The organism is Pseudolysinimonas sp., from assembly GCF_057350545.1.
In genome coordinates, this window is sequence record NZ_JBMRCP010000022.1 from 1 (window position 1) to 12071 (window position 12071).

12 protein-coding genes and 1 pseudogene are annotated in these 12071 nt (G+C 69.7%); 3 read left to right on the top strand and 10 right to left on the bottom strand.

What is annotated here, in order from left to right; translation table 11 throughout:
- The 8 genes from ACO1X9_RS02625 to ACO1X9_RS02660 all read right to left on the bottom strand — a co-directional run.
- The coding region (locus ACO1X9_RS02625) for an aminotransferase class III-fold pyridoxal phosphate-dependent enzyme (protein ID WP_486349273.1) at positions 1-407 on the bottom strand (407 nt) is incomplete at its 3' end.
- 85 nt (positions 408-492) lie between these two features.
- Entirely contained in the window at positions 493-1710 is a 1218-nt protein-coding gene (locus tag ACO1X9_RS02630) for an ABC transporter substrate-binding protein (RefSeq protein WP_486349274.1), read from the bottom strand.
- Positions 1711-1749: 39 nt separating this feature from the next.
- Positions 1750-2574 (bottom strand): ABC transporter permease, encoded by an 825-nt coding sequence (locus ACO1X9_RS02635; protein WP_486349275.1) that lies wholly within the window; start codon positions 2572-2574, stop codon positions 1750-1752.
- A complete protein-coding gene (locus ACO1X9_RS02640; protein ID WP_486349276.1) occupies positions 2571-3395 on the bottom strand; it encodes an ABC transporter ATP-binding protein in 825 nt (274 codons plus the stop codon). Before ACO1X9_RS02640 ends, ACO1X9_RS02635 begins: the two co-directional genes overlap by 4 nt.
- Positions 3392-4279, bottom strand: a complete 888-nt coding sequence (locus ACO1X9_RS02645; RefSeq protein ID WP_486349277.1) for an ABC transporter permease — start codon at positions 4277-4279, stop codon at positions 3392-3394. The genes ACO1X9_RS02640 and ACO1X9_RS02645 overlap by 4 nt, the downstream gene beginning before the upstream one ends.
- Before the next feature lie 16 nt (positions 4280-4295).
- Positions 4296-5324: a TIGR03842 family LLM class F420-dependent oxidoreductase gene (locus ACO1X9_RS02650; RefSeq protein WP_486349278.1), complete on the bottom strand. Its 1029-nt coding sequence runs from the start codon at positions 5322-5324 to the stop codon at positions 4296-4298.
- Positions 5325-5343: 19 nt separating this feature from the next.
- Positions 5344-6777, bottom strand: a complete 1434-nt coding sequence (hydA, locus tag ACO1X9_RS02655; protein WP_486349279.1) for a dihydropyrimidinase — start codon at positions 6775-6777, stop codon at positions 5344-5346.
- Between the two features lie 2 nt (positions 6778-6779).
- Positions 6780-7631: a nitrilase-related carbon-nitrogen hydrolase gene (locus tag ACO1X9_RS02660; RefSeq protein ID WP_486349280.1), complete on the bottom strand. Its 852-nt coding sequence runs from the start codon at positions 7629-7631 to the stop codon at positions 6780-6782.
- A gap of 118 nt (positions 7632-7749) precedes the next feature.
- Here ACO1X9_RS02660 and ACO1X9_RS02665 point away from each other — a divergent pair, with 118 nt between their 5' ends.
- Complete coding sequence (locus ACO1X9_RS02665) at positions 7750-9063, top strand: aminotransferase-like domain-containing protein (RefSeq protein WP_486349281.1); 1314 nt, start codon at positions 7750-7752, stop codon at positions 9061-9063.
- Between the two features lie 33 nt (positions 9064-9096).
- Here ACO1X9_RS02665 and ACO1X9_RS02670 read toward each other — a convergent pair whose 3' ends face one another.
- On the bottom strand, positions 9097-10386 hold the full coding sequence (locus ACO1X9_RS02670) for a type II toxin-antitoxin system HipA family toxin (protein ID WP_486349282.1): 1290 nt from the start codon (positions 10384-10386) through the stop codon (positions 9097-9099).
- Positions 10383-10628: a helix-turn-helix domain-containing protein gene (locus tag ACO1X9_RS02675; protein ID WP_486349283.1), complete on the bottom strand. Its 246-nt coding sequence runs from the start codon at positions 10626-10628 to the stop codon at positions 10383-10385. The genes ACO1X9_RS02670 and ACO1X9_RS02675 overlap by 4 nt, the downstream gene beginning before the upstream one ends.
- A 286-nt stretch (positions 10629-10914) precedes the next feature.
- Between ACO1X9_RS02675 and ACO1X9_RS02680 the strand changes: the two genes are divergently transcribed.
- Positions 10915-11871: a putative F420-0 ABC transporter substrate-binding protein gene (locus ACO1X9_RS02680; protein ID WP_486349284.1), complete on the top strand. Its 957-nt coding sequence runs from the start codon at positions 10915-10917 to the stop codon at positions 11869-11871.
- Positions 11868-12071 (top strand): annotated as a pseudogene (locus tag ACO1X9_RS02685) (hypothetical protein); the annotation flags it as partial. The gene ACO1X9_RS02680 and the pseudogene ACO1X9_RS02685, both read left to right, overlap by 4 nt.

Sequence of the window (12071 nt, forward strand, 5' to 3'; positions counted from 1 at the left end):
CGCGCCATGCGGATGGCGTTCTCGTTGGCATCCGCCCCGCCGTTGGTGAAGAACACCTTGCCGAACTCCGGACCGGCCTTGGCGAGGATGCGTGCCGCCGCTTCGCCGCGCGCGAGGTTCGCGTGCGCGGGAGCCACCATCGGCAGCTCGGCCGCCTGCTGCTGGATCGCGGCGACGACCTTCGGATGCGTGTGGCCGATGTTCATGTTGACGAGCTGGCTCGAGAAGTCGAGGTACTTCTTGCCGTCGTAGTCCCACACCTCGCTGCCGTGGCCGCCGGCCATCACGAACGGCGCGAGCGCGCCCTGCGCCGACCAGGAGTGGAAGACGTGCGCCCTGTCGAGGTCGTACGTGCGCTGCCCGAGAGCGGGGTCGAGGGCGGCGCTGTCGAGGGCGGAGTCGGTCATCGTCGTTGAGCCTTTCGGGTGATGCGAGTGCTGGTGCTGGGTGATGCGGGGGCGGCCGGAGCCGCCCCCGCATCCGGGTTCGGTACTAGATGCCGCCGGCCTTGAGCGTGACGGTGATCGGCGTGAAGCCGTCGCCGTTCACGTCGATGCCTTCGGCCTCCAGGTCGGCGATCGCCTGGAGGATGTAGTCGTTCGAGTACGCCGTGGCGGGCGGCTCGGTGGTGATGAGGCTGACGCCGTCCTGGTTGACCGAGGCGAGCGAGCCCTCGACGGTCTGCGCCCAGGCGTTGGCGTCGATGACGCCGATGCCGTTCGGGGCGGGCCAGACGAGCTTGTTGGTCTCGTTCATCATCCAGAGCTGGTGCCCGGGACCGACCGGGAAGGCCGCCTCCGCCTCGGTCGCGACGGCGTAGGTGATCGACGCACCCTCTTCAGGGTTGTCGCGCGTGTACACCCAGCCCTTGATGACGGCCTTGAGGAACTCGACGGTCTGGGTCGCGAAGGCCTCGTCGCCGAGGTCGGCCGTGCGGGCCCAGATCGCGTCCTGCAGCATGGCGCCGACGGTGTCCGAGTAGTTGACGACGTCGAAGTCGTCTTCGGTGTACAGCTCACCCGTCTCCGGGTTCACCGTCTCGAGCACCTGCGCCCACTCGTTATACGTCATCGCCTGCGCGGCGTCGACGTCGCCGTCGAGGAGGGCGTTCATCGAGAAGTCCTGCGTCGTGATCGAGACGCTCGATGAGTCGAGCCCCTCGGCCGCCATGGCAGCGAAGATCTCCCACTCGTTGCCGAAGCCCCACGAGCCGATGCGCTTGCCCTCGTAGTCGGCGACCGACTCGATGCCGCTTCCCGCGAACGACACCTGGAGGGTGCCCGACGTCTGGAAGATCTGCGCGATGTTGGTGACCTCGATGCCGCTCGCCTCGATCGAGCCGAGCACCTTCGGCACCCACGCGATCGCGTAGTCGGCGTCGCCCGCGAACAGCGCCTCCTGCGGCACGATGTCGCCGCCGGTCGGGATGATCTCGACGTCGAGGCCGGCCTCAGCGAAGTAGCCGAGGCAGTCGGCCGCGAAGTAGCCCCCGAACTGCGCCTGCGGCAGCCACTGCAGCATGAGTCTCACGGGCTGGAGCGTCGCCGCCGGGTCGGGCTCGACGCACTCGACGTCGGGCAGCGCGGTGGGGGTGTCGTCGAGCGTGGGCTCTTCGCCCTCCCCGGAGGGGGTGGAACAGCCGGCGAGCACGGTCGCCGCGAGTGCGACGCCGGCCACGAGGGCGAGGCGGGATCTGGTGCGGTGGAGCATGGGTGGATCCTCTCTATCTGGGTGCTGGGATGGAACTCTCTAGAGCGCCGGGCCACGATGCCGGGTCACGAGCCGTTCGAGGAGGAGTGTCACGAGGAAGAAGGCGAGGCCGATCACGATGCCCGCACCGACGTAGGCCCAGGCGAGCGGGCTGTTGCCCGACTTGGCGTACGACGCGATCGCGGTGCCGATGCCGTCGGCGGGACCGCCGAAGTATTCGGCGACGAGCGCGGAGATGACGGCGAGCGACGACGCGATGCGCAGGCCGGTGATGAGGTACGGCAGCGCGGTCGGGAGGGTGAGCTTGCGGAAGGTCTGACCGCGCGTCGCCGCCGTCGCGCGGAACAGGTCGCGGTGCACGGGACGGGTCTGCCGCAACCCGCGCAGCACGTTGATGAAGACGGGCACGAAGGCCGCGATCGCCGCGATCGCGACGCGGCCGAACTGCGTCGAGGCCCCGAACATCGTGTTGAAGATCGGGGTCAGCGCGACGATCGGCCCGCCGGCGAGCGCCGCGATGACGGGCACGAGCATGCCGTCCACGACGCGCAGACTCGCGGCGAGTGCGGCGAGCACGATCGCGACCACTCCCCCGACGAGCAGCCCGGCGAGGGCGTTCGACCCGGTGATGAGGGCATCCTCGACGATGATGTCGGTGTAGACGCCGTACTGCGCGGCGACCGCGGTGGGGGTCGGGATGGTGGCGGGCCCGAGCCGCAGCACGCCGATGAGCAGCTGCCACAGTCCGAGCAGGAGCAGCCCAACGACGATCGGCGCGGCGATGCGGGACGCCAGCTCGGTCGCTGAGTAGGCCGCGTCGCGGCCGTGTCGAAGCCGCCGTCCTGAGCCTGTCGAAGGGGTCATCGCTCGTCCGCCCTCGTGACGGGCACCCCGTGCAGCGCCTCGCGCACGGCGGTGACGCGCTCGAAGAACTCGGGCGCCTCGCGCAGACCTTCCGCTCGCTCGGCGCCGAACGGCACGTCGACGATCTCCGTGATCCGGCCCGGACGCGGCGACATGACGACGACGCGGTCGGAGAGGTAGACGGCCTCGGGAATCGAGTGCGTGACGAACACGACGGCGGCCCCCGTCTCGCCCGAGATGCGCGAGAGCTCGGTCTGCATCCGCTCGCGCGTCATCTCGTCGAGCGCGCCGAACGGCTCGTCCATGAGCAGCAGGCGCGGCCCCTCGGCCAGGGCTCGGGCGATCGCGACACGCTGCTGCATCCCTCCGGAGAGCTGGTCGGGGTGCGAGTCGGTGAACTCCGCGAGGCCGACGAGCGCGACGAGTTCGGCGACCCGGGCCGTGCGCTGAGCCGCCGATACCCCGTGGATCTCGAGCGGCAGCGCGATGTTGCCCGCGACGGTGCGCCACGGCAGCAGCCCCGCCGACTGGAAGGCGATGCCGTAGTCCTGGTCGAGCCGGGCCTGCCGTGCGGTCTTGCCGAAGACCGCGAGCTCACCGCCCGTGGGCTCGTCGAGGTCGGCGATGAGCCGCATGAGCGTCGACTTGCCGCAACCGGAGGGTCCGATGAGCGCGACGAACTCGCCCGGCGCGACCTCGAGGTCGACGGTGTCGAGCGCGTGCACGCCGCCCTGGCGCTTCGAGAAGACCTTCGAGACGCCGGCGGCGCGCACGGCGGGCACGTCGGTGTCGACGGAGGCGGGAACGGGGGCGGTGCTCATGCGACGACTTCTCCACGGCGGTAGCGGGACAGGATGAGGCCGAGCAGCGCGACCGAGCCGGCGGCGACGAGCCCGAGCACGACGGCGCCGAAGATGGGCGACCACGGGGTGGCCGGATCGGACGAGCCCTGGCTGCCGAGGGCGATGATCATGCGGCCGATGCCGCCCTGCATGCCGATCGACACCTCGGCGACGATCGCCCCGATGACGGCGTTCGCGGCGGCCAGCCGTAAGGCGGGCAGGAGGTAGGGCACCGCGGCGGGCAGCCGCAGCTTGGTGAGCGTCGCCCAGTAGCCGGCGGCGTAGGTGCGCATGAGCTCGACGTGGGCGACCTCGGGCGACTGGAGACCGCGCAGGGCACCGACAGCCACGGGGAAGAAGGCGAGGTACGAGGCGACGACCGCCGCCGACATCCACGGTGGCCAGGGCGCGCCCTGCTGAGCCGCCTGCGAACCGAGACTCGCGATGACGGGCGCGAAGGCGATGAGCGGCACCGTCTGGCTGACGACGACCCACGGCAGCACGCCGCGCTCGACGAGACGCCAGCGCTGCATGGCGAGCGCGAGCAGCCCGCCGACGACGACGCCGAGAAGCCAGCCGACCCCGGCGATGCCGAGCGTCGTGATCGCCGCGCCGAGCACGACCTGCCACATCGGCGAGCTCGCACCCCCGCTCGCCGGCTCGACGAGCCGCAGCACCATGTCGAGCACGTGCGGCATCGCCCGGTCGTGCGTGCGGGGCAGGATGCGGATGCCCGATCCACGCTGTTCCGTCGCGAAGAGCACGACGCCGTCGGCCGGTCCGACGTTCTTGTAGAGCTCCCAGAGCGCGACCACGGCGACGATCCCGGCGAGGCCGAGGAGGATCGCGCGGGCGTGCCGCATCAGGGCTGCACTCGCATCAACTCTTCGCCGTCACGGCGTCGGTCATGGCGGGGATGACGGTCTCGCCGTAGACGCGGAGGGTCTCCTCCTTGTTGTCGTGCTGGAGGTAGCCGGCGAACTGGTCGACGCCGATCGCCTTGAGCTGCTCGAGCTTCGCGATGTGCTCCTCGGCCGTGCCGAGCACGCAGAACCGGTCGACGATCTCGTCGGGCACGAAGTCGACGTGGTCGTTGCCGGCCTTGCCGTGCGAGTTGTAGTCGTAGCCCTCGCGGCCCTTGATGTAGTCCGTCAAGGCCTTCGGCACGGCACCGCTGTCGCCGTACTTCGCGACGATGTCGGCGATGTGGTTGCCCACCATCCCGCCGAACCATCGCGACTGCTCCCGCGCGTGGGCGAGCCCGGCATCCGTGCCGTCGGTGATGTAGAACGGCGCGGCGACGCAGAACGTGATGCTCATCGGGTCGCGCCCGGCCGCCTCGGCGGCGTCGCGCACGGTCTTGATCATCCACGTCGCGATGTCGACGTCGGCGAGCTGCAGGATGAATCCATCCCCGACCTCGCCCGTCAGCTTGAGCGCGAGCGGACCGTACGCGGCGACCCACACCTCGAGCTCCGACCCCCGCGACCACGGGAACTGCAGCTGCGCGCCGTTGTACTCGACGGCCCGCGAGTTGCCGAGCTCGCGGATGACGTGGATCGACTCGCGCAGCTCCTTGAGCGTCGTCGGCTTGCCGTTGGTGACGCGCACCGCGGAGTCGCCGCGGCCGATGCCGACGACCGTGCGGTTGCCGTACATCTCGTTGAGGGTCGCGAAGACGGATGCCGTGACGGTCCAGTCGCGCGTCGCCGGGTTGGTGACGAACGGCCCCACCTTCACGCGTCGCGTCTCGGCGAGGATCGCACTGTAGATGACGTAGGGCTCCTGCCAGAGCAGGTGCGAGTCGAACGTCCACACGTGGCTGAACCCGTGCTGCTCGGCGAGCTTGGCGAGCGCGACCGTCCGCGACGCGGGCGGGTTGGTCTGCAGTACCGCTCCGAACTCCATGGCTACACCCCCCGCTCTCTCACACCAGGTACTGGGTGAGGCCGCGCTTGACGAAGCGCCCGTCACCCTTGCTGCCGAGGTACTGACCCCGGTCGACGATGACCTTGCCGCGCGACAGGACGGTGTCGACGTGACCGTCGATCTCGTAGCCCTCCCACGCGGAGTGGTCCATGTTCATGTGGTGGGTCGCGGCGGAGATCTTCGTGTGTCCCTTCGGGTCGTAGACGACGACATCCCCGTCGGCACCGGGGGCGATGACACCCTTCTTGCCGTACATGCCGAACATGCGCGCGGGGGTCGTCGAGGTGACCTCGACCCAGCGCTCGAGCGTGAGCTGTCCCGTGACGACACCCTGGTAGAGCAGATCCATACGGTGCTCGACGCTGCCGATGCCGTTCGGGATCTTGCGGAAGTCGCCCGTGCCGAGCTCCTTCTGGCCCTTCATGCAGAACGGGCAGTGGTCGGTCGAGACCATCTGGAGGTCGTTCGTGCGGAGGGCCTGCCACATGTGGTCCTGATGACCTTCGGCGCGGGAGCGCAGCGGCGTCGAGCACACCCACTTGGCGCCCTCGAAGTCGCCCCACTCCTCGGAGCTCGCGCCGAGCTGCTCCTCGAGCGACAGGTAGAGGTACTGCGGACAGGTCTCGCCGAACACGTTCTGACCGTTGTCGCGGGCGGCGGCCAACTGGGCCACGGCCTGCTTCGCGCTCACGTGCACGACGTAGAGGGGCGCACCGGTGAGGTGGGAGAGCATGATCGCGCGGTGCGTCGCCTCCTCCTCCATCTGCCAGGCACGGGCGATGCCGTGGTAATACGGCGTCGTCTTACCCGACTCGGCCAGCTGGGCGGCGAGCACGTCGATCGCCGGGCCGTTCTCGGCGTGCATCATCGTGTGCATCCCGAGGGCGGCGGCCTTCTGCATCGCCCGCAGGATCTGGCCGTCGTCGGAGTAGAAGACGCCCGGGTAGGCCATGAACATCTTGTAACTCGAGATGCCCTCGTCGACGAGCGTCGACATGTAGCCGTGCGACTCCTCGTCGACCCCGCCGATGATCTGGTGGAAGCCGTAGTCGATCGCGCAGTTGCCGGATGCCTTGTCGTGCCAGGTCTGCAGGCCGTCGGGCACGCGCGTGCCGTAGGTCTGCACGGCGAAGTCGATCACCGTGGTCGTGCCGCCCCACGCCGCGGCGCGGGTGCCCGTCTCGAACGAGTCCGACGCCTCGGTGCCGCCGAACGGCAGCTCGAAGTGGGTGTGCGCGTCGATCCCGCCGGGGATGACGTACTTGCCGGTCGCGTCGATGACGGTGTCGGCCGAGGCGCGCAGGTCGCTGCCGAAGACGGTCGAGCCGGGGGCCACGAGGCCGACGACCTTCTCGCCGTCGATGAGCACGTCGGCCTCCGTGCGGCCGGTCGACGAGACGACGGTGCCGCCCGTGATGAGGGTCGTGGCCATGCTCACGCCCTCCCGGTCGCCACGTACGTCTCCGGCCGGCGGTCGCGGAAGAACTGCCAGTCGTCGCGCATCTGCTGCACCATGTCAATGTCGAGGTCGCGCACGAGCAGTTCCTCGTCGGTGCCCGAGCCGCGCTCGCCGACGAAGTTGCCGCGCGGGTCGATCACCTGCGAGGTGCCGTAGAAGTCGACGGCGAGCTCGCCGTACTCGTTGTCTTCACGCCCGACCCGGTTGGGCTGCAGCACGAACATCCCGTTCGCGACCGCGGCGCACGGACCCTCGACCTCCCACAGGCGGTTGCTCAGGCCGGGCTTGGTGGCGTTCGGGTTGAAGACCATGTGCGCGCCGTTCAACGCGAGCTCGCGCCATCCCTCCGGGAAGTGCCGGTCGTAGCAGATGTAGACGCCCACCTTGCCGACGGCGGTGTCGAAGACGGGGTAGCCGCCGTTGCCGGGGCGGAAGTAGAACTTCTCCCAGAACCTGTCGAGGTGCGGGATGTGGTGCTTGCGGTACTGGCCGAGGATCGTGCCGTCGGAATCGACGACGACCGCGGTGTTGTAGTAGACGCCGGTCATGTCCTCCTCGTAGATGGGGAGGATCATCACCATCTCGAGCTCCTTCGCGAGCTTCGCGAAGCGCTGCACGATGGGGCCGTCGGAGGGCTCGGCGAAGCGGTAGTACTTCTTGTCTTCGGTGATGCCGAAGTACGGGCCGTAGAAGAGCTCCTGGAAGCAGATGATCTGCGCCCCCTGGGCCTTGGCGTCGCGGGCGAACTGCTCGTGCTTGTCGAGCATCGACTCCTTGTCGCCGGTCCACGTCGTCTGCGTGATGGCTGCGCGAACAACGTTGGTCATGCGGGGCCTCCCAAGGGTTGTGTTTTGTTATTCTTAGCCGTAAACATTTCTCTGATGTTTCTTTTCGTGACGGCGCCGTTAAAACCTTGACGCTGCACAGAAGTCTGGAGGGTGTCGGGTGAAGTCGGTAGCCCTCGCGATCGAGACCCGCACCCCGCACGGCATCGCCGCCGGGATCTCGCGGCTCATCACGACGGGCGACCTCGCCGCGGGTGACCGTCTCCCCACGGTGCGGGAGCTCGCGAAAGAGCTCGGGGTCTCCCCCGCGACCGTGAGCCACGCCTGGCAGACCCTCGCGGGCGCCGGCCTCATCACCTCCCGCGGCCGGTCGGGCAGCTTCGTGCGCACGGCCCCTCGAGAGTGGATGCCGCGGCGCTACCAGGGACTCGACGTCTCGCTCGAGGCCGCCCTCGACCTCTCCCGCGGCACCCCCGACTCCGCCCTCCTGCCCCGGCTCGCGCCCGTGCTCGCGACCCTGGAACCGCACGCCGACACCGCCTCCTACCGGCAGAAGCCCGACATCCCGGAACTGCACGATCTGCTGCGTGACCGCTGGCCCGCCCCCGTGGAGTCGATCACCGTCACCAACGGCGCGCTCGACGCGATCGACCGCGTGCTCGCGACGCTCGTGCGCTACGGCGACCGGGTCGTCGTCGAGAACCCGACGTTCCCGCCGTTCCTCGACCTGCTCGAGGCGTACGGGCTCGAGCCGGTGGGGGTGGAACTGGATGCCGAGGGCATGGTGCCCGCGGCGCTCGCGGCGGCGCTCGGGTCGGGTCCGGCGATCGTGCTGCTGCAGACCCGCGCGCACAACCCGACCGGGGTGTCGATGTCGGCGGCGCGCGCCGCGGAGCTCGGCGCGCTGCTGAACCGCAGCCGCACCGCCGCGCACACGATCATCGTCGAGGACGACCACTCGGGGGCGATCAGCTCGGCGCCCGACGTGACCCTCGCGACGCACGTGCCGCAGCGCGTGCTGCATGTGAAGTCGTTCTCGAAGTCGCACGGCCCCGACCTGCGCATCGGGGCGCTCGGCGGTCCGCGGGCGCTCGTCGACCGTGTCGTCGCGCGCCGACTGCTCGGACCGGGCTGGACGTCGCGCACGATCCAGTCCATCCTGCACGCCCTGCTCACCTCGCCCGGGTCGATCGCCGAGGTGGAGACGGCACGCGACGCCTACGTCGAGCGTCGACTCGCCCTCCGCGCGGGACTCGGTCTGCCGCACGGTGACGGCATCAACGCGTGGTTGCCGGTCGCCGACGAGCGCGCCGCCCTCGTGCACCTCGCGGCGGCGGGCATCCGCGTCGCCCCCGGCGGCCCCTTCCAGCTCGGCGACACCCCGCCGCACGTGCGCGTCACCGTCGGCGTCGTGCCGGTGGAGTCCGCGGATGCCGTCGCCACCGCTCTCCACGCCGCGTCGCTCGCGCGCTGAGCTCCGCGCGAGCGGTCTCGACACCCTCTGCGGTCACACCGGGGGCGTACCGATTCTCGGCAACGACAGCAAGGGGGAGACCGACGGGATACGTGCGGCCTTCCCGTCGAGCAGGTTCTGCGCCTGGCCGCGGATGTACCCCGGGACGTGTCGTTCGATGCTCGCCGGGCATCGGACGACACGTGTCGCATCCATCAGGGTCGCGAGCGTCTCCTCGACGACGTCGCGCGAGATTCGCTCATCGAGCCCCCAACTGACCGCCTCGCCGACGAGGTCGTCGGCGGTCACGTCGGGCAGCTGACTCACGCCGTTCACTCGGAGTGCGAGTGCGCTGCCGTTGTGGTGGTCGAGCGCGAGGGGGGCGGCGTCGTAGTAGGGAGCCAGCCGCGTGCGGCCCTCGTCGTCGTGCAGGAGCGAGAAGTTCTTGGCGTGTGCATCGATGTTGCCGACGGCGACGTTGACCGTCGTGAACTGGAGCAGTCTGTGGCGATCCGCACGGGTGGGTCCGCGACCGAGCACCGACCCTCTCGTGTCCAGCAGACCCGCGATCGCGCGGAGGCTGGCGGCTTGGTTGATCTGCTCGAACTTGTCGTTCCCTCCCCAGGGAAGCCCGAGCGCCTGCCCGGCGTCCTCCTGGTGGATCCGCTGAATATCGTGACCCATCGTGCGGTCACGGTCGTAGCGCTCGATGATGAGGACGGGGCGCCCGGCGATGTCCTCCACCCAGGTCTCGTAGTCGCAGAGACCGAGGTTCCGGGCGAGTTCGAGAACGTAGTGTTCCGCATCGACCGAGCTGCGATAGTCGGGGGCCACCGGCTTGAGGATGTGTGTCGACGGGATCGCCCCGTTGCCGCGGTACCAACGCCCGTCGAGTCGTGTGAGGGTGAGCTTCCGCTGGTAACCGGGGAGAGCCGTGCCGCCCCCACCGACGAGGAACCCGTCGGCGCGCTCGAGGAGCTGCTCGATCTCCGCCGATTCGAGGAGTTGGGGCTCGCCGGGCTCGCTCGCTCCGCCGACGGCGAGCGCACCGGCGAGATCGGCCCCGACGTGCGCCAACAGGCCGACGATGTCGTTGCTCGGGACGCGCGCCACGCCTGCCAGACGATCGAGATGGACCCCTTCCGGCAGGAGGGCGCCGAAGAACGACTCGGTGGCCTCGACGCTGGAGAGCCCGACTCGGAGATTGCGGCTGAGAACCGGGGAGTTGATGCCCCAGCGTTCCTCCGCATCCTGCGACCATCGAAGTACGGCCCGCCGTCCGCTCGTCGCGACGAGTTCTCCCAGCTGGGTTCCGTACAACGTGACGGCGAGCTCGTCGGTCACTCTCTCGTCACCTCGACGACCGCGGTCAGCTCGACGACCGCGGTCAGCTCGATCCCCAGACGGGCCAGCATCCGGAAGTAGGCGGCGTCGGCACGCTTCGGCTTGCCCGCTTCGAGCTCGTAGATGTAGCGCTGGCTGGTCTCGAGCTGATCGGCGAGCTCGCGCTGGCTGAGCCCGAACTCCTGCCGGATTCGTCGCACGAGTCGCCCGAGATCTTCGGGACTCTGGATGATCGCCTTCACTGCGCCTCCGGACTCGACCGACTACTGATAGGTAGTCATACTACTTTGACTACCGCTCTGTAGTCAAGACCACTGTGACTACCCGTAAGGAGTCACCGCCGGGACGACTACTTCCTCGTAGTCACGCGAGACGCCGTCCGCGGCGGGCACTCGACCCGCGGAGCGTCCTAGGCTGTTCACCGGACCCCCGGGCTGGATTTGGCCCGGTTCGTACCGTCCTCCGACTGGGCGGCAGGCCCCGGCGCCGCGCGCCGCATCCTGTTCGCCCTGCCCTCCCGGAGGATCCATGAAGCGCCTTCTCGTCGTCCCCCTCGCCGCCCTGCTGCTCGCCGGCTGCGCCGCCACCCCCGCTCCCGCGGACACCCCGACCCCCGAGGGTCCGCTGACGCTCAGCAACTGCGGCGTCGACGTGACCTTCGACGCGCCGCCGGAGCGCGTCGTCACGATCAAGTCGACGAGCACGGAGCTGCTGCTCGCCCTCGGCCTCGGCGACCGCATCGTCGGCACGGCCTTCCAGGACGGCCCGGTGCCCGACGAGTGGGCGGCCGACGCCGCCGACCTGCCGGTGCTCGCCGAGCGGATGCCCTCGCAAGAGGTCGTCTACGACGCCGAGCCCGACCTCGTCTACTCCGGGTGGGAGTCGGCGTTCTCCGCCGAAGCCGCGGGCGACCGCGCCGACCTCGCCGCCCTCGGCGTCGCCACCTACGTGCAACCGGCCGCCTGCCAGAGCGCCGAGCAGCCCGCGAAGCTCGACTTCGACGAGGTGTTCCGCGAGATCGCCGAGGTGGCCGACATCTTCGACGTCGACGCCACCGCGCTTCTCGAGACCCAGAAGGCAGAGCTGGATGCCGTGGAGCCCGTCGACGGCGACCTCACCGCGTTCTGGTGGTCGTCGGGCACCGACACCCCCTATGTCGGCGCGGGCATCGGGGCTCCCCAGCTCGTGCTCGAGACCGCGGGACTCACCAACATCGCGGGCGACATCGACATGACCTGGAGTCCGTTCAACTGGGAGTCGGTGCTCGACGCCGACCCCGACGTGCTCGTGCTCGTCGACTCCTCGTGGAATTCGGCGCAGAAGAAGATCGAGTACCTGCGGAGCAACCCCGCGACGGCGAACCTGACGGCGGTCGTGAACGAGCGGTTCGTCATCTTGCCGTTCGCGTCGACCGAGGCGGGCGTGCGCAGCGTCTCGGCCGTGACGTCGGTCATCGAGCAGGTGCGGGAGCTCGACCTCCCGTGAGGTCGCGGGCCGGGGCGCTGGCGGCGGGGGTCATCCTCGCCGTCGCGCTCGCGGCATCCGTCGTGCTCGCGGTGACGATCGGGCCGGCCGACCTGCGTCTCGACAAGGTCGCGGGGTCGATCGGCGCGCACCTGACGGATGCCGCGAGCGCGACGGCGAGGATGACCCCCGCCGCCAGCGCCCCGGCCCGCGACCTCACG

Coding starts and splice junctions, on each gene's coding strand:
- ACO1X9_RS02630 (WP_486349274.1), bottom strand. CDS start 1,710: ATGCTCCACCGCACCAGATCCCGCCTCGCCCTCGTGGCCGGCGTCGCA.
- ACO1X9_RS02635 (WP_486349275.1), bottom strand. CDS start 2,574: ATGACCCCTTCGACAGGCTCAGGACGGCGGCTTCGACACGGCCGCGAC.
- ACO1X9_RS02640 (WP_486349276.1), bottom strand. CDS start 3,395: ATGAGCACCGCCCCCGTTCCCGCCTCCGTCGACACCGACGTGCCCGCC.
- ACO1X9_RS02645 (WP_486349277.1), bottom strand. CDS start 4,279: ATGCGGCACGCCCGCGCGATCCTCCTCGGCCTCGCCGGGATCGTCGCC.
- ACO1X9_RS02650 (WP_486349278.1), bottom strand. CDS start 5,324: ATGGAGTTCGGAGCGGTACTGCAGACCAACCCGCCCGCGTCGCGGACG.
- hydA (WP_486349279.1), bottom strand. CDS start 6,777: ATGGCCACGACCCTCATCACGGGCGGCACCGTCGTCTCGTCGACCGGC.
- ACO1X9_RS02660 (WP_486349280.1), bottom strand. CDS start 7,631: ATGACCAACGTTGTTCGCGCAGCCATCACGCAGACGACGTGGACCGGC.
- ACO1X9_RS02680 (WP_486349284.1), top strand. CDS start 10,915: ATGAAGCGCCTTCTCGTCGTCCCCCTCGCCGCCCTGCTGCTCGCCGGC.